This window comes from Bartonella sp. F02, from assembly GCF_026929975.1.
GTDB lineage: Bacteria > Pseudomonadota > Alphaproteobacteria > Rhizobiales > Rhizobiaceae > Bartonella.
This window is the reverse complement of sequence record NZ_JANHOK010000005.1, coordinates 114,422-132,430: the sequence shown is the minus strand read 5'-3', so window position 1 is coordinate 132,430 and position 18,009 is coordinate 114,422. Positions and strand designations below refer to the sequence as shown.

Genomic DNA, 18,009 nt, shown 5'->3' with positions numbered 1-18,009 from the left:
GATAGGATCAGACCTTTGAAAGGACACACTATCATTCAAGGATTATCAATCAACACTTCTTATAATTTTTCAACGAAATTGATCGATCTTGAACGTTTATTCCAGATTTTAAAAATGATAACGGACTTTACGTTTATCCCTCACGATTTCATTCATCAGGCAATCTCGTAAAAGAAAATAATTTCCATCTCCTGGTCGAATGAGAGCCACACATTTGTTTTTGACCTCATCAGAAATTTCTTCCCAGATTTCTCGAACTGTAAAATAAGCCTCTTTTTCGAGATTCAAACAGCGTGGATAAACTTCTCTTCTCATATCAGGAACAGCAGACGCAGCAATTTCTCTACAATAAACACGCGCATCAAAGATCGGAATATTGGGTGATGTTAAAGTCTGTTGTATAGTTTCTTCTTTAAAAAAGAAATGCTCAACAACTTTTTTAACTGAAAAAAACAAAAGCACTATGCAAAAAAGAACTGTACTAACAAAAGCGACTGTACGGTATAACTTTCTACGATAAACTTTTTTCCTCGCACGGATTTTTTTTTCCCTTAAGACAGTATCTCTTAACGCACCATGGACTCTTTTTTCGACCAATATAATAACCCTCTAACGCGTTAAGATAAGCTTTTTATTACGGAACAATGCAACATACTTTCAAGATGCATAATAAAACATCTCTTATCAAGTCTTTTACATAAAAATTAAGTATTTATTCTATAATAATAGCCATGTGTGACACTTGCTGGTCAACATATTTTAATGAAAAAGACTATAATCATGACAACAATAGTTATTAATACAGCTGTCAATCCCCCGTGAATCACCATTCAACCATTGATGCCGCATAACTCTTCTGCTCAAAAGAACAGGCTTCAAAAAAAATCGAGCCTATTCTCTCTTTTTTTATCCCCCCCAATGCACCAGAGCCACTTTTAAATTCGTCTAAAACTATTGGGCAGATTCGTGAACACGATTCCTGTTGCTTGATTAACAGTAGTACCATTTTGTCTCAATACAGGATTTTTAAACCACAGCTTGATCTTTTTTTTCGAACTAACGGCAGTTGTAGCCACTTCAAGCATATTTTTCCCACCGGGTGTAGAACAATCCCATACTCCAGACACTGTATCCGATTCAGCATTCGGCCCCACTTGTACTGCAATAAAACATGTTCCTGATATATAGGCTGTAACAGCGCTTGCATCACCTATTAAAAATTCTTCTTTTGCAGTATCGTTCGTATAAGACATCTCTGTTGTGACAATAAGCGCTATCAAAGCTAAAAACATTTTTTTAAAAAAAATCATTATCCTTCATCTCTTCAAAATAGATTAAAATAAATATCACCTCATGCGTATAAATCCTTAGATTTCTGCTCTCAAATTCACATAACTCACTTCCTACCGCTTTGTTTAAAAACGAAAAGATTTGCTCATATCAGTTTTTTATCAAACAAATTTCTTTCGGGATTTTTTGAGCACTTCCCCAATGATATGATCGGTATCATAGGCTCTATGAAAACAATCCATCTTGAAAACAGCGCCCCGCAACGGCTCTCCTAACACAATAAATGCTCTTTTGCAAAAAGAGACAAACCGATAGGGCCTCAAAAGGCTATCTTTATCAAAATACTTCATGAAAAACACAAGCCGCATGCACAAGATCTATAAAAGAAGAAACTCTCAAGACAATACCACCGCGTTAAGATGTACTTCATTATTGTTCATTCTTATGATTTATTATTGTTCATTCTTATGATTTCCAACAATGTTGTTTTTGACCAAAGTGATCTGTTGCAACAATCCAACGAGATAAAGCGGGTTCTGTTTTGACTAAAGAGGCGGGTTTATTAATGACTGGCGGTCTCGTCCACCCCATGCAAGACGGTGGAGCATTCGTCATGCACCCCACCAAGAGCCAAACAAAGCTGAAAAGGAGTAAGGGTAGAAATCTTATCATCAATTTTTTCACGATTTTTAATAGCAGAAATGGCTTGCGTCAGCGTTTTTGTTCGTTCAAAAGAGCGGCCATAAAAAAAACCGCTGAATGCGGCAACTATGATCAAGCTCGTCACCACGCTCCAACGTGATATGAGGTTCATAAAAGATCATCTTTCATCCGATAGATATACACTATAATAACAATGATGGCCGCCATAGTGATAATGGCAGCTAAAGCCCATTGCACAGGACCATGTCCTGTCAAGATTCCTGTTAGCCCTGAAAAAGCAGTAATGATTGGCACTCCAACTTCAACATTCCGAAAAAGAGAGTCCTTTGGCTTTTCCACTGTTTGATAATTAGACGAAATATATGCCCTCTTTGCCCACAAACCGGCTTCCGCAGCTCGCCGATGAACAAGACCTTGCAAACGTTTTCCTCCTGCTCTCGTCCATTTCTGCAACTCCGCTGGAACGGCTTCATAATCTCCTTTATTCAGTTTTTTTAAGAGCGTCGAATTGCAAAAAGCTTCTATTCCCACATTATAGCAAAAAGAGACAAGAGCTGCGAATTGCTCATCCGTTAAAGAATAGAAGACTTCTCTTTCGACAGTGTGCTCAAATTGTGCCAAATCTCGTCGCAGAATACCATCGGCTTGACTTGCTGTAATTTTCATTCCCTCTTTGACAACGGGATTTCCGGCTTTGGTTGTATGACCATAGCCAATTGTCCATACCCCGACAGCATCTTGATATGCTCTTAAACGTAAACCCTCCCACTGTTTAATCAACGCAAGCCCTTCTTTTGATATTCTCCGCATCAGTCTTTACCCCATAAAAAAAAGCCCCCTAGGGCTCCGTGTTGATCATCCTTTCATGTTTGTAGAAAATGAAATTACTCTATCTATAAGTTCTTTTTCCTTAATCTCTAGATAGGCTTATACCTGTTATTTTTTCTACTTTTTTTCATAATCATTCTTATTTTCCTTGAGAACAGCATTCAATTTTTTTTCTAAAAGATTGACACGCTGCAACAACAAACCATAATTTTTGTTTTGGTTTCTTTTATTACGCTCTATGTCTTGATACACATGTTTCAACAATGCCGTTAAAGGCGCATGAATTGTTCTCTCTCCATTTGCATATAAAAGCACACGAATATAGCCAGGATCCTCAATTTCATTGATAGGAAAGAGCGTCATTCCATTTCTCAATTCCATAATTTTCCTCTCATATTTTATTCCCTAGAATAATGATCACGATAAATTTCAGTGCATTTTTTCGCATGATTTTTTCATGTCAGCATGCTCCGAAAATTGGATCCATCACAAACAGGATTAATCATGCGTTGAGTGCTCAGGTTTTAATGGCATACACAACAGCAACATTGACAGGGCGTGTTTCCTCTCCTCCTGTTTCATCCAATGTTATTGTATGGTTATGCCGACCCGCTTCCTCTGTGGTATCATCAACGGAAGGGCTAGAAAATCGCGGTCTTGTCCCCGCTTGATTTGAATCTCCTGGTCTTATTTTAGTTAACTTAGTATATTCGTGTCTATGTTCTCCCGCTTCATCGGTTTTCCCTGTATGCGTATGCGCTTTAAAACACTCTTCTTGTTTACTTCCTAAAACGCGATTTTTATCAATCCCTCTTTCATTATCCAATCCTCGTAAAAACATTCCTCTCAAATCCGGCACATTAAATGTTGTTGTGCCATTTCCTTTTCCCCATGTTTCACCAATGGCAGCAAAGAGATTGCTATATTCTGTACGAGAATGTTCTTTACCATCACATAAAATCCATCCTTCAGGCAGATTTTGCATAGCGAAAGTAGCAATAAAACCGGGTGGACATCCTCCAAAGAATGAAGTGCTCGAACTCGTTAAATACCATCCTCCTAAATTTTTTCCGGCGATATCACAATGATAGATAAGTTCATAAATCCCTCCTTTTTTAAACTCTCCACCGGTTAAAAGTTCTATCCCCTTTTGCGTCAATTTATAAACGGACTGTGCCGCTAAGTTGTTTAATGTAACGCTTGTCGTTCCGACATTTTCATTTTGTGCTCTGAAACGAATGACAATATCATTGGTATATTTTGCAATAGGCGATTTTGTTGTTAAAGCAATTGATGTTTTATTTTCATCACTATTCACAATGAATTTTGTTTCAATCGCTCCACCACGATCAGATATATATTCTCTTAAGCGTTGCATCATGGCACGCGCACTATCATTAACCGAGCTTGGAGGTTGTCCTTCAGCCCAATTTATAATGTCATCAGAACGCGCATTTTCTGGTGCAGTCAACGACCAATCATAAATAGAACTCATGAAACATGTCCTTTTTGCAGGAAGCCGAAACGAGAAAAGCAACAAGACAAGAGAGTCACTATTTTTTTAAAGAATGTAGACATTTTATTTTTTGAGGGTTTAACCTTTTCGAGTCCAAAGCCAATTTGGCTATAATCTACGTAAAATAAATCTGTTTTGGTATCGACATAAACGGCATCAGGGTTCAAACGCACCACATCTTGAGCCATGACTCCTCGATAGCGTTGAGGATTGTTGTGATAATTAAACTCATAAAGAGGATATCCATTTTTTTCTCCCGCACGCACAATATTTTCTTTGACCCTGATATCAGAAAGCCCAATAATTCCCTGAACTAATCCCAGCAATCGCTTTGCATCAAGAAGCGGGTTTTGTGCCACAGAAGGAATTGTTACAGACTTATCGGTTTGTGTTCCATAATTTCCTGCGGCTGCTTTTCCTGCATTGAGCAACCTTTCCAGCTGATTCCAAGCTTGATTGTCTTGTTCCATCCACTTTTCACGATCCGCATTCAGAGCATTTTGTTGATTCACATCTTGAACCATTCCCCCTTTCAAAGCGTTATTTTGAGCATTACTCTGTCCTTGATAATAGGTATTTGCTGCATTAATCTGATCGCGAATTGAATGATCAATCATCTGATTGGCATTCATCATATTGTTGACATCTTGATTATATTGTTGTGCTGTTGCTTTTGTTGCCAACGCCCCTAATTCATCGGCGAGAACACCGGTATGGGCTCCCGATCCATAGCGCCCTGCACCTGCCATAGACTGATTAATAGCATCGGATGTTTTACTCAGGGCATTATTTAACGCTTCATTAAATTTATTATTCTTTCCAATCCACTCTCCTTTTGCCATATTTGAGAGATTATTATAGCTTTGCGTTGGCGTCTTTAACCACTGATTGAGTGTTGGATTGTTGTACTGCTCTGCAGCTTGTGCCAAACCTTTAATGGCATTGTTTGTTATATCGCTTAAACCTGCATGACGCTCTCCCTGATAAACATTTCCACCGATCGCGTTTTTATTATAGAGATCGAGAGCATCTTCAGCCGCTTGTGTAAAAATATTTTGTGCCCATACAGGGGGAGCATTTGTCTGTGTTGTGGTTTTAATTTGCGGCGTTTTTTTTCTTCTCATGGTTTTAAAACCTTTCTATAATGAATAAGATTTGTAGCGTATCCGTGTTGAGCGAGTTTTTTTGCCCACCCCACTCTTCCAAGGGCAAGCACTTCATCGGCGTTTATTTTTCGAGCCCATTCTTCGATCGTTTCAATTAATTTCACCAATTTCAGTCCTCCTTTTCCAGCTAAATCCAAAAGAACGACACGTTTTTTTCCATTGTGCGTCATTTCAATTTTAGTGATAACGAAAGCACGAAATTGCGTTTGATTTTTTAAGATCAGCCACAATTGCGTTTGACCATTGAGGATTTCTTTCGCCATCATTTCTAAACAAACATCCTCTGGAAATCGCTCAGCATATTTTTTCATGGCCTCATTGATCTCCTCTTGATAGAGCAAGATTTTGTCCCATGACCATTGATCTGTCAGATGAATGGAATAAGAATTGTTTGTGTTTTGCTGTTGTATCATGATTTTGGCTTTTTCAGCTTTTTGACGCTGAGCCGATATTTTTTGAAGATGAAACTTTAATTGCGTTTTTTGTCTAGAATTATTGTCGCATTTTTTTCAACCACGGTCTCATTTTTCAATCAAAGTTTCAGCGCATTCCGGCAGGTTTCAGTTCCACATCAAACCCTGTCACACGAGACCATTGGTTTCCTTCAGGAATTTCCAGTTTAAAGCGATAAAATCGTGCTCGAGCACGGCAATGGATTTGCCCTGTATTTCGGGATGGTTGTTTTGCAGGAAGCCAAACCGTTTTCTCACTGAGAGATTGACGCAAACGGATCCCCACAGAGACGTAAAACTCTGCGCTATTCACCTGTGGCATGATATTTTTCACACGGGTTACGATGCCATTTGTCTGTCCCATTTCCTGAGAGACCACCACACAAGACATGGGACTTCCAGAAAACGCCCCAAGCCTTCCTTCATGATCGAAAGCCCCAAGAATAGGCGATTCATTTTTCCACACTTTGCTGTCGAGAGAAAACGGTAAATCATCAAGGTTTTCGCACACCTGGTCAAGGCTATCTAAGTTGTATCCTGCAAGGAAAATTGGCAAGATCATCTTTACATTGATGGTCGCTCTTGTCCATTTTTGCAATCCCCAATCATAAATGAGTAAAGTCCGTTCTTTGATTGTGTCATCCGCATCAAACATCCAATAAACGCGATTATAAATACCATCGATAGCCGCCCACAGAGTCGATGCATTATTATGGCTCATTTTTTCTGTGACTGTTCGATCAATTTTCTCAAATCCGATAGGTATAATGCGTCCATCACTGGTAATTTGATAAAATCCCCCCTCATCAGCAAAAAAAGCCATATCGCCACGGCACACGATTGATTCTGGATTTTTAGCCCCCCGTTTATCGTGAATTTTTTGAAAACTGAAAATAATTTTAGACCCAGGAATAAAGGAACCAGCATAAATTGCAGAACGCATAAAAATGATAGGGTTTGTTGTTTCTGTTGCTCCTTGTACATATCCACCATCGGGAAAATCTTGATAATCGCAACTTTTTTTTCCAACAGTCCACCATTCTGCATCATTCAAGCCCGACCAATGCACACGCCTTGGATATTCTGTTAATTTCATTAAACAGACGAAATCTCCCCAAACACGAACGATCCCCGCTTGTGGAGGATTTCCTCCTAAATTTCTAAATGTTTCTTCATGACTTAAATCAATGACTTGTGGCTTATCATTGGCATTGACAGCAATAATATAATCGCCAAACAAAGCAAAGGACCACGGAGCATCAACATTTGCCAGATAGGAGTTTTCTTTTCGACTCACGTCTTTCCATATTTGTGTTGTGTTATCGAGGAGATATATTTTTTTCGGCGTTCCCACAATAACGGCCACTCCATTTTTTGTTTTGACAGCGATTGCGCCTAAAATAGGATCCGGGCAAGGATCTGACGTTGGTATAAAATTGGGCATAGGCAGGTAAGATCCATCTGCTGGCAAAACATTAATTAACTCATCGGTAAAGATGCTATTAATATCTGCCACATCGGGTCGATAATCAGCGATTGGAAAAAAAGCCATTTAAAACCCCGTTGCCAGAATGTTGGATTGGCCATTTCGGCGTGATGTTTCACAACGTAAGAGTTGGAGCTGTTCTTGAAAATCATTGTAAGACACAAGAGCGGCTTCAGGATCTTTAAGGATATTTTTATAAAGCTCGTATTTTGCCCGCGCTTTAATCAAATCAAAAGCATGAACACACCAAAAATCACCTTCCTGCATGTTTTTTCCATCAACAAAGCGAGGTGTCTTATAAAAGATCTGAACCGTGTTCACTTCTTGAGGTGTTGGAAAGAGCCCTATTTTTTGCTCAAACACTGTGTAGCAAACGGGAGTTCCTTGCGATAGGTGATCTCCCTCTTCGTTTTGCACATTTTCAACGGATTTATAAAAAAGATGCGTATATGTTGTCGCCTTTGTTTTTAAAAGCATGGTCTCAATATCCATACCTCCTGCAATCAAAGGGTTATCTTTTTCTCCATACCATGTTTGTCCTCTTTGTGTTTTAAAGGTTGTTTTTTTCTTTTCATTAAAGAAAAAAGGTTCCCGCTCACACAATCGAATAGCTGCCAAAATTGAATCTTGAATTTGAATACAATATTCATTCGTTGTGTCATCAATTTCATCTTGAATCAGTGTCAGCATATGATCAAAATTTTTCGGCTGCTCTAGCATTTTGAAGTCGAAATCCTGAGCGTTGAGAGATAAAACAGTCATCGATATCCACAATCCTTTTTTCTATTTCTCTCCCAACATCACAGTGCGTTGGGAGAGAGTGAGAGATCAAAAATTTTTTGCAGTAAATTTTAACTCATGCGTGCATAAGTTGAGATCACAATTGAGCCAAAATCTTGAGCTCCTTGTGAAGAGCTTGGGATTTCGAACCGTGTTTTTTTCATTCCGATAATGGTTTTTGCGGCCACACCGAACTCACGCTCATAATCGAAGAGTTCTTCAACCAATTGATAACGTGTTGCTGCACGACCTTTACCAAAAGCGATCACAGCACTTTGTGCACCAAGCAAAACAGCTCGCCGTATATTTGAAAGACGTCCTTCTGTTTCTGTTGTTGTGCTTACACCTTCCGTCACATGTTCAGACTCGCGTAAAATAACCCCGTTATACATGCCCAAAGAGCCATTATAGATTGGGTTTTTCATACGGCTTCCACTGTAGATCGCTTTGGTAATATCAAGCCACTGGCCTTCAGCTGTATTGGTTCGCAACTGTCGCACTTGTGTTGGATGAAGATAGAGAACATAAACATTTTCTCCATCAATCCGCACGGGTCTAATTTTTGGATTTGCTAGCTTAGCGCGTTCCACTGCTTGATCAATCAATTCAAGAGTAAAGATATCGTCTGATCTCAGGATTTCATCCTTGTCTTTCCCTTTAGGACGAATAATGCGTTTATCACTTGGTGATTTTGGTGCATTAAAACCATAATGGACAGGTTTAAGAGAGATGACTTCTCCTTCAAATTTCATAGTTTTTTCAGTATATCCGCACACTTGAATAAAAAACATCATACTCAATCGATCTGCATACCAATCCACTAATCCATTTTTAGCTTCTGTTCGTAAATTATATAAAAGCCGTTGTTGATCAATTGTGCCTTCATTTTTAACACGAGCCGCGTGAGCGAGTTCATTAATGACCAATCGATCATTAGAAAATTGTAATTCTTCTTCCTTTCCTTCAAGCCTTTCTCCTTCGCTCACACCATCTCCCCGTAATTGCACACGCAAACTAAAGGTAATGGCATCACCACTGGCTTTATTTGTTTCCTCTTTCAATTGAATAATACTATTTGAATCTCTCCCAATCAGGGGAGCAATAGAAATTGCCTTTGACACTTCTTGGTTGAGCAGTTTTGACCATGTACGGACTGCTAATGCATCATTAATATCGACATGAGTTACAGCCATTCTTTCCTCTTTTCAAAATGATTGATATAAAAAAACCGGCACAAGGCCGGTTATTGAGTTGCCACTTTTTTTCTTTTCACAAGCGTGGATATTTTCAGTGTTTCGTATAGATTGTTTTTGTTTACAGTTTTTCCCCCTTCTTTTTATAGATCCTCTCCCCCCATTAAACGATTAAAAGTCGCTTTATTTTTAGGATCATTGATCCAATGACTAAATTCTGCTTCGGACATTTTATCGATCATGGCCAAAGAAATGGGGCCATTGGTTGATAAACCATTATAGGCGGAAAGTGTGCGTGCAGAATTTTTTCTCTCTTGTATATTGTCAACAAGACTGTTTTGTTGATTTTTATAGCCAATTTTTTGCGCCATAGCGTAGATGACTTCAGCAGGGTTTTGATTTTTTCGTGCACAATCATGAACGATTTGCTTGAGTTCTTCTCCAATCATTTCATCAATGATTTTTGGATCAGCCATCTCGGGATAAATTGAAGAGAAAGCAGACAATTGCGTTGCCCGCATATCATAAACAAAATTTGCGGCTTGATCAAAATCATGATATTTTTGTTTCACCTGAGCTGTAGAATTTTGAAAAAAAGAGCGCAACTGTTCTGGTTCGGGTGGCGTTTGTATTTGTTGTTTTTTCTCTTGTTCGGCTTCTTGTCGTTGCACGGCTTTTCCTAGCCATTGCATATAGCCCATAAAATCTTTTTGTGGATCTGGCGGCGTTTCCCCATTTTGCAAAGACTGATTATCTGTGACATTTTTTTCAGGTTCATTGTTGATATTTTCTGTAGCAGTTTCTCTTGCTTCACCCTCTTCACCTTCTTGCAGAGCTCCTGCCATGAATTGATTTTGTTCTTCCGCTGTTATGTTTTCTGTATCCATTGTCTTGGCCTTCTCCTTTTTTGATTGATAAAATATGATTGTGAACAATCAAGAAGTTTGCTGAGCGGCTTGAAGCATCTGCAAGATTTCTTGCGTTATTTTATCGGTTTCATTTTCACCACTGTGATGAAGCGTTGTTTGAGGATTATTGTTTTCTTGATTATGCTTTTGCACTTTTGTCTCAATTTTATGAATAAGAGACGCCGGCAACGGAGAATAATGCAATAAATCGAGCATGATTTCTGGTGTTGCGAAATTTTGCATCAAAGGGAGTAACTGCGTAATAATCGAGAATGTACGTTCTTTTTCATTTGGACTTGTTGGCGCATCATCAACAACGATATCATATTCCAAACTTGTCATCATTTCGCGTGTGAGCGGCACATATTTTGCGTTTTCTTCTCCTGCGATACGTACCAATCGTCCATCTGAGAGATAGTTTTGAATGAGATAGAGAATAATTTTTCCTTGTCGTTGCCGATATCTGCGCAAACCATCAAAGAATGATGCCAAAATATTGAGAGAGGATTGCCGTCTTTGCTCTTCCAAAACGCCTGGTTGATTAATGGCACGAATACCGACAAACTCAGGCGACAATCCTGTTACTTGGAAAATAGCCCCTTTCGCTTCATTAAAGAGCTGAAAAAAGCCATTGGGAAATTGTGCCACAGGTTTTGGTTGAATTCTTCCCGAAGCCACAGCACCATTTTTAAGCCATGTAATACTATCCGCTCTCGCCCAACTTTCTACGGCTTGTCGATCATCATCAAAAGCGTCTCGTTCGGCCATGATTCCGCCTTTTGATTGACTATTGAGCAGATACATGACTTGGCTAAAATACTTATTGGCCCAACGTTGCGGATCTTTTGTTGCTTGCACAATTCCATAGAATTGCCGACTGAGTTTATCAAAATAGCCAGTAATACACTCCCACCCCAATTGATGAGAAGGCACCAATGGTTGATCGGGAACTTCGAGTAATTTTTTTCCCAAGAAAGCGCGTTTAACGACTTTTCGGGTAAGTTTTGTGGCTTGAACTTCTGGATATTGTTTTCTGAGATTTTGTAATTGATTTTCAGAATAATCAACAACTTGTCCTGTCTGTGGCTCGAAAACTTTATAATACACTTCGCGTTCAAACCAGCGACATTCGGCCAACGTCACCATTTTCGGTTCCTGAAAGTTCATCTCATCATATGCCGCGCTCTCTTCTCCTGCTTGCGTTGCATAAGAGGGTGTATAGTGTTGAGCCCAATCTGCATGAAGATCACTCCAATGAACATGAGGAAACATTTCCTTAGCCATTTCTAGCGGTTTTTCATCAATATACCACATATGCTGTGCATCGATGAGATTGGGTTTTGAAGCGCTTGCATCCCACACCATTTTCATGGGATCTAACCTCGAAATGACAGGTTTTCCTTTTGGATCTTCTTCATAATCCAGACGCGTATCCGTCCATCCCATGCCACAAATAACAGCATCTTGGAAAGCATCGGAATCTTCGTATTCCCCTCCTGCTTCATCGCGAAACCATTCAGCAGCTCCTGTTAAGATTTGGTTTGCCAGAGCTGCTCCTTCTTGTCTTGGAATGAATTGCACTTGTCGTTTATTGTTTCGCTCTGCACCAATGACAGCATTGACCAAAGGAGCAACACGATTAAAGGTCATGACGGGTCTATTTTGTTCTCGTAAGACAGCGAGATCTTGCTCATTCCACTGCCGCCCATTGTAAAAATTGTAGTCTTCTTGCGCATTTTTTCGCCACTGTTCAACATGAGCCATATCATCATGATACCACTGCACGAGTTTTTTAAAGAGCGCCTGATGTTCGATTGTTTCCCCTGCATTTGCAGAAGCTTCCGGCGAATTCAAAGGAGATGTATAGATATTCATTAAAAAGCCATCCATGATGTTTGAGAATGATGGGAAGATTGATAAGCATTTTTTTGTGGTTTAATGTTTGGTTGTTCATAGGCAATACACAAGAGACCGAAACTATCGGCCCCATGACTTGCCCAATCATGTTCGGCTCCCAAGCCGATATTGCGCTGTTCGTCTCGTTTTTCGTGATACCATGCGAGTGCTTTTCGCCCTGCTTTTGTCGTTTCCCGATTAAACCACATCGCTGGGAAGAGACGCCTCACCGCTTCAATTCTCATTTTAACGGCTCCTGCTCCCTGATTAGGAACAACAGTGGTTCGAAATCCAGCTTCTTGCAGAGCACTTTCAAAACTCACATTATAAACACGATCTTTTGTCGCACCGTCATGGGGTAAAACCATCAGCGCATTTTCATATCCTTTTTGGCCCACCCACCCGATATGCTCTGAGAGAGGTTGTCCTTGCGCTTCATAATAATCGAGCACGCGGATTTCACGACCCACAAATTGCGCCACCCACAAAGCCGTTGCATCGGCTTTTGCGCCGGTTCCTCCGATATCCCAAAAAATTTTGATCTGCATCAAAGGATCCCTTGGCACGTAGGTAATGCGTCCTTCCTGTTCAGCTTGCAGGAGTAATTTTTGGTAATAAGCTCCTTGCACAGCTTGGAGATAATCCCCTTCCCAAATATGTTGGTACTGCTCTGATCTGTGTTCTAAATCTGCTAGACGATCTCGGTTCAGTTTATCTGGGAATTGAGGATTATCTCGCCAATTAATCTCAGCGCCTTTAATATTAGGATCTTTTACGTTTCGAAAACGTTTTTCCACAGGCGCATTTTCCCGTAAAGGATTCCATGTCACCCATAATTCAGAATTCCAATCTTTTCCTTCTTCTCGCAGCGTTGGAATGAGGGTTTGCCAAGCCGTTTCGGTTACGGGTTCAGCTTCATCAACCCAACACAACAAAATACGCCCCATTGATTTAATGCTTGCAATATTGCGATCCAATCCTGCAAAAGCATAAACAATACGCCCATCTTTTGACTTGATATATTTATCCCCGATTTCATAATAGTCTCTCAAAAAACGATAGGATTCAATGGCGCGTTTAATTTCTTCCAATGAGCTTTCACTGAGTGAATTTTGAAATTGTCTTGCACATAAAATAACCCCTCGTTCTCCTGCTTTTCCATGTTGATATCCAACCACCGCAGACATCAAAGCAAAGGATCTTGTTTTTCCCGATCCCCGTCCTCCCCAAGCAGCACGAATATCTGCTTTTCCAGAAAAAACAGGAATGAGTTTTGGAATAAGAGCAACTTTAGCAATCGTCATAATAAGATAAGATCATTCATCAGATTATTTTAAATTTATCGCACGCTATATCATCAGCACTTTTGTCGATCATCTCGACACATCATTTGGATCAACGCCTCTGACGTGGTGTTTGCTTATACGATTTTTGACCTTGTCACTTTTCTGCAAACATTTTTGGCATCACTCTGCCCATAGAAAAAGCAACAGTTTATCCAATTTTATCTGTTCAATTTAATTTTGTTTACTCACTTCAAGGTCAATGTTTGATCATTGACTGTACAAACAGCATCAATGAATTTTTAAACAAATGCCCACATGCGTTTATGAACACTCACTGTCCGATCCATTCTGAGCAGTTGACATTGTTTCATTTGGAATGACAGGCACAATCTCAACACGCGAAACCGTTTTAACATCGTGTCCTCCTTCTCCTGTTACCTGCATAGGTAAAACTTTTGCTAAGAGCGAGAAAAAAGGTCCAGGATTATTCACCGCATGATATTGCAGATAAGAGACCAAGCCCTCTTCACCATAATGATATCCTGCTTTTTCAGCAGCTTTTAAAATAGCATCTTTGAGCAATTTTGTTGTTTTATTCAATGCACCTTTAGGGCGTCCTCTTCCTCGTGAGGGAAGCGTATTTTTATCTGTCATCCTCGTTTTCTTTCAATTGAATTCATTTATTTATATACAAGCATTATCCATGCAATGCCTATCATCACCAACGATACGCAAACCCAATTATACGTAGACATCGTTGAACCAAGGTCTCGATCCCAGCAAACCACTCGCGCATACTGTTCACAACGACACAAACATCCTCAATGACAATCATGTCTCCACAAGAAACTTTTTAATTTCTTATTGTGTTTTCAATCTTTTATTGTGTTTATTGTTGGCTCATCTTCTTTTGAAGAATTTTTATCCTCATAGAGTGCATGATTGCTGTGCTGTCCCTCATTTTCCTATGCAAGATTTTCTATCCTCAACACATAAGAAAATCCTCCTCTTCCATGAACATCATGGTAAGACAGACGATACATTTTTCAATTTTTTTACTCTTTAAGAGAGAGTGCCTCCACATTTCACACATGCACTGCACTTTTCATCATGAGATCTGCTTTTTATAGAGAGCTTTCTCTTTTTTAGTTTTCTATTTTTATTGATCTTTGCTCATTGATTTCTCTAAGAATGAAGGAATTTGAGCTTTTTTCCTATTTTTTTACATTCTTTTTCAATCTCAAATCATTTGAGGATTTTCTTCCCATGCAATGATCTTATTGCATACAACCGCCCAATAACCATTTTATTATGAAATGAAAAGGATAAGCGCGCACATACTCTCTTCATTGAGCTACTAGGCTCTTCATTCAGCTCTCATGCTGGTTTATTCAGCACATACGATCTTTTTTCGAGAACAATAATACTATCACTTAAAAAAAAACCCTGATACACGATCAGGGCGAGATATGACAAAAGACATATACAACCTAGCAAATATATAATACAGCAAAACCTACCGAAAGTTCATTACAGATACAACAACGGTAGTGTCATCCTCCACGAAATAATCCCCCCGTGAAATTCCACTTTAAACACTCGCTGTTTATAAATTCTTTCTTCAAGAAAAACCAACTTCCTCATACAACTGAGAACATCTTCTATTTTTCTTTTTACTTTCTTGAATTCCCTCTCTACTTCAAAGAAGCTTTATCAAGACAGAACTTTAATTATGCTTTTATACTATCTATTTAGGTTTACCTTGTCAACTTTTATTTTCTTTTTCTCTCTTATTGATTTCTTTTCTCTCTTTTACTTGTTTATTCTTGTTTAAGGTTTTCTTGTTCATTTTTTTGTTTTACCGGATAGAAAGCCAATTGATCTCCTTCTTTTACAATTTTGACGGTTGTTTCCTCTTGGATATTTCCAAGCAAAATACTTTCAGCGAGAGGATCTTGAATTTCTTTTTGAATAATCCGTTTTAAAGGTCTTGCTCCATAGAGCGGATCATATCCTTTATGAGCGATGAATTCTCTGGCATTTGGTTCGATTTTCAATGTTATTTTTCGTTCATTGAGCAAATTTTGCAAATGATGCATCTGGATATCGACGATTGCTTCCATATCTTTTCGTTGCAGTCTTTGGAAAAGAATAATTTCATCAATACGGTTGAGGAATTCGGGCCGGAATGCGGCTTTTACAGCTTGCATAACGTTGTCTCTGACTTTATCGATTCCTTGCCCTTCTGGAAGAGCTGTTAAAAACTCAGCGCCCAAATTTGATGTCATAATGAGTAAAGTATTGCGAAAATCGACGGTGCGCCCTTGTCCATCGGTTAATCTCCCTTCATCGAGCACTTGCAATAAGAGATTAAAAATATCAGGATGCGCTTTTTCGATTTCATCGAATAAGATGACTTGATAAGGTCTGCGCCTGACAGCTTCAGTCAGCACGCCTCCTTCTTCATATCCGACATATCCTGGCGGCGCCCCAATCAATCGAGCACCGGCATGTTTTTCCATATATTCAGACATATCAATGCGCAGCATTGCATTTGAGTCTTGGAAAAGAAAAGCGGCGAGAGCTTTTGTGAGCTCTGTTTTTCCAACCCCTGTTGGCCCTAAGAACATGAAAGATCCAATGGGTCGATTGGGATCTTGTAGACCTGCCCGTGCACGCCTTACCGCTCGAGCAACCGCTTGAACGGCTTCTTCTTGTCCAATGACACGTTTTCCGATTTCATCTTCCATCCGCAAGAGCTTATCACGCTCTGCTTCCAACATACGATCGACTGGGATTCCGGTCCACCTTGATACAATCTGAGCGATATGTTCTGCGGTTACGATTTCTTCAACGAGATTATTTTTCGAATCATCACTTTCAGCGGCACTGAGTTGTTTTTCGAGTTCTGGAATGACACTATAGGCTAATTCTCCTGCGCGTTGAAATTGTCCGCTTCGCTGAGCAATCGCCAAAGCATTTCGTGCTTCTTCGAGTTGTTTTTTCAAATCAGCGGCATGTCCTAATTTTTGTTTTTCTGCCTGCCAAGCATTTGTCATTTCAACGGATTGTTTTTCTAAGATATCGAGTTCGTTTTGCACGGCTTGCAAGCGTTCTTTTTCAGAAGGATCGACTTCTGCTTTCAAAGCTTCTCGTTCAATTTTCAATTGCAAGATTCTCCGATCGATTGCATCCAGTTCTTCTGGTTTAGAATCCACTTGCATTCTTAATCGCGCTGCGGCTTCATCGATAAGATCGATGGCTTTATCGGGGAGGAAGCGATCGGTGATATAGCGGTTTGACAAACGTGCTGCTGCAATCAAAGCATTATCTGCCAAGCGCACTTTGTGATGTTGTTCGTATTTTTCTTTGATTCCTCGCAAAATAGAGACGGTATCATCGACTGTTGGCTCAGACACAAAGACGGGTTGGAAGCGTCTGGCTAAAGCGGCATCTTTTTCGACATATTTTCGATATTCTTCGAGTGTTGTTGCCCCCACACAATGGAGTTCTCCGCGTGCAAGAGCGGGTTTAAGTAAATTGGATGCATCCATTGGTCCATCGGATTTTCCAGCCCCCACAAGATTATGCAACTCATCAATGAACAAAATAATCTGTCCGTTTTCGGCCTGCACCTCTGCTAGCACGGCTTTTAAACGTTCTTCGAATTCTCCTCGATATTTTGCTCCGGCGATTAATGCTCCCATATCGAGCGCGTAGAGTTGCTTATCACGGAGCGTTTCAGGCACATCTCCATTGACGATCCGCAACACCAATCCTTCCACAATTGCGGTTTTTCCCACCCCGGGTTCTCCAATCAACACGGGATTATTTTTCGTGCGGCGTGACAGTACTTGAATGGTTCTGCGAATTTCTTCTTCTCGTCCAATCACAGGGTCGAGTTTTCCTTCACGGGCATCTTTTGTCAAATTGCGTGCATATTTTTCCAAAGCATCATATTGGCTTTCCGCATGGGGACTTGTTGCCGTTTTTCCTTTTCGCATTGCCTCGATTGCTTGATTAAGCGCTTGTTGCGTTAAGCCTCCACTTTTTAAAATTTCTGCTGTTTTTGCGGTTTCTTCCATCAGAAGAGCCTGCAAAACACGCTCAACAGTGACAAACTGATCTCCTGCTTTCTGCGCGATATTTTCTGCCATTGCGAAAACTTTTGCGAGCGGCTGCGACATATAAAGCTGGGCATTCCCTCCTTGCACTTTAGGCAAAGCATTTAATGCTTCTGTCAGTTTTTTTTGAATAACGGCCCAATCACCTCCAGCTCTTTGAATTAAAGAAGCTGCCAGTCCTTGATCATCGTCTAAAAGAACCTTTAAGAAATGCTCTGGCATAAATTGCTGATTGTCAGAAGAAAGCGCATAATTTTGAGCGACTTGTAAAAATCCTTGAATTCTCTCGCTATATTTTTCTAAGTTCATTTTTTCCCTTTCCTTGCCTGCCGTCGCATTTTTTCTTTTCAGAGTTTTTAAAAAAACTCCTCAACGCTTATAAAGTTTCTTTCAACAGCTTGTTGTTTATATTGACTTGAAG

The 18,009-nt window shown here is 39.8% G+C and carries 16 protein-coding genes; all 16 read right to left on the bottom strand.

Annotation, left to right across the window (positions count from 1 at the left end; genetic code table 11):
- Positions 1–108 precede the first annotated feature (108 nt).
- The 16 genes from NPY00_RS05445 to clpB all read right to left on the bottom strand — a co-directional run bounded on the left by NPY00_RS05445 (position 109) and on the right by clpB (position 17,897).
- Entirely contained in the window at positions 109–597 is a 489-nt protein-coding gene (locus NPY00_RS05445) for a hypothetical protein (RefSeq protein ID WP_269021060.1), read from the bottom strand.
- A gap of 338 nt (positions 598–935) precedes the next feature.
- Entirely contained in the window at positions 936–1,310 is a 375-nt protein-coding gene (locus NPY00_RS05440; protein WP_269021059.1) for a hypothetical protein, read from the bottom strand.
- A gap of 542 nt (positions 1,311–1,852) precedes the next feature.
- A complete protein-coding gene (locus NPY00_RS05435) occupies positions 1,853–2,077 on the bottom strand; it encodes a hypothetical protein (protein WP_269021057.1) in 225 nt (74 codons plus the stop codon).
- Positions 2,078–2,100: 23 nt separating this feature from the next.
- Positions 2,101–2,763, bottom strand: a complete 663-nt coding sequence (locus NPY00_RS05430; protein ID WP_269021056.1) for a lysozyme — start codon at positions 2,761–2,763, stop codon at positions 2,101–2,103.
- Positions 2,764–2,898: 135 nt separating this feature from the next.
- A complete protein-coding gene (locus tag NPY00_RS05425) occupies positions 2,899–3,162 on the bottom strand; it encodes a hypothetical protein (RefSeq protein ID WP_269021055.1) in 264 nt (87 codons plus the stop codon).
- Positions 3,163–3,298: 136 nt separating this feature from the next.
- Positions 3,299–4,276, bottom strand: a complete 978-nt coding sequence (locus NPY00_RS05420) for a phage tail protein (protein ID WP_269021054.1) — start codon at positions 4,274–4,276, stop codon at positions 3,299–3,301.
- Complete coding sequence (locus NPY00_RS05415; protein ID WP_269021053.1) at positions 4,273–5,421, bottom strand: tail fiber domain-containing protein; 1,149 nt, start codon at positions 5,419–5,421, stop codon at positions 4,273–4,275. Before NPY00_RS05415 ends, NPY00_RS05420 begins: the two co-directional genes overlap by 4 nt.
- Positions 5,418–5,876, bottom strand: a complete 459-nt coding sequence (locus tag NPY00_RS05410; RefSeq protein WP_269021052.1) for a hypothetical protein — start codon at positions 5,874–5,876, stop codon at positions 5,418–5,420. The genes NPY00_RS05415 and NPY00_RS05410 overlap by 4 nt, the downstream gene beginning before the upstream one ends.
- Positions 5,877–6,003: 127 nt before the next feature.
- Complete coding sequence (locus NPY00_RS05405) at positions 6,004–7,467, bottom strand: hypothetical protein (protein ID WP_269021051.1); 1,464 nt, start codon at positions 7,465–7,467, stop codon at positions 6,004–6,006.
- On the bottom strand, positions 7,468–8,163 hold the full coding sequence (locus NPY00_RS05400) for a phage adaptor protein (RefSeq protein ID WP_269021050.1): 696 nt from the start codon (positions 8,161–8,163) through the stop codon (positions 7,468–7,470). It abuts the gene before it with no gap.
- A gap of 89 nt (positions 8,164–8,252) precedes the next feature.
- Positions 8,253–9,374 carry a N4-gp56 family major capsid protein gene (locus NPY00_RS05395; protein ID WP_269021049.1) on the bottom strand — a complete coding sequence of 374 codons (1,122 nt, stop codon included), beginning with the start codon at positions 9,372–9,374 and terminating at the stop codon, positions 8,253–8,255.
- A gap of 143 nt (positions 9,375–9,517) precedes the next feature.
- Positions 9,518–10,261 carry a hypothetical protein gene (locus tag NPY00_RS05390; protein WP_269021048.1) on the bottom strand — a complete coding sequence of 248 codons (744 nt, stop codon included), beginning with the start codon at positions 10,259–10,261 and terminating at the stop codon, positions 9,518–9,520.
- A 48-nt stretch (positions 10,262–10,309) separates the two neighbouring features.
- A complete protein-coding gene (locus NPY00_RS05385) occupies positions 10,310–12,157 on the bottom strand; it encodes a portal protein (protein ID WP_442864034.1) in 1,848 nt (615 codons plus the stop codon).
- Positions 12,157–13,482: a PBSX family phage terminase large subunit gene (locus NPY00_RS05380; protein WP_269021046.1), complete on the bottom strand. Its 1,326-nt coding sequence runs from the start codon at positions 13,480–13,482 to the stop codon at positions 12,157–12,159. Before NPY00_RS05380 ends, NPY00_RS05385 begins: the two co-directional genes overlap by 1 nt.
- A gap of 303 nt (positions 13,483–13,785) precedes the next feature.
- Positions 13,786–14,118: a hypothetical protein gene (locus tag NPY00_RS05375; RefSeq protein ID WP_269021045.1), complete on the bottom strand. Its 333-nt coding sequence runs from the start codon at positions 14,116–14,118 to the stop codon at positions 13,786–13,788.
- 1,166 nt (positions 14,119–15,284) lie between these two features.
- On the bottom strand, positions 15,285–17,897 hold the full coding sequence (gene clpB / locus NPY00_RS05370; protein WP_269021044.1) for an ATP-dependent chaperone ClpB: 2,613 nt from the start codon (positions 17,895–17,897) through the stop codon (positions 15,285–15,287).
- Between the last annotated feature and the right edge of the window lie 112 nt (positions 17,898–18,009).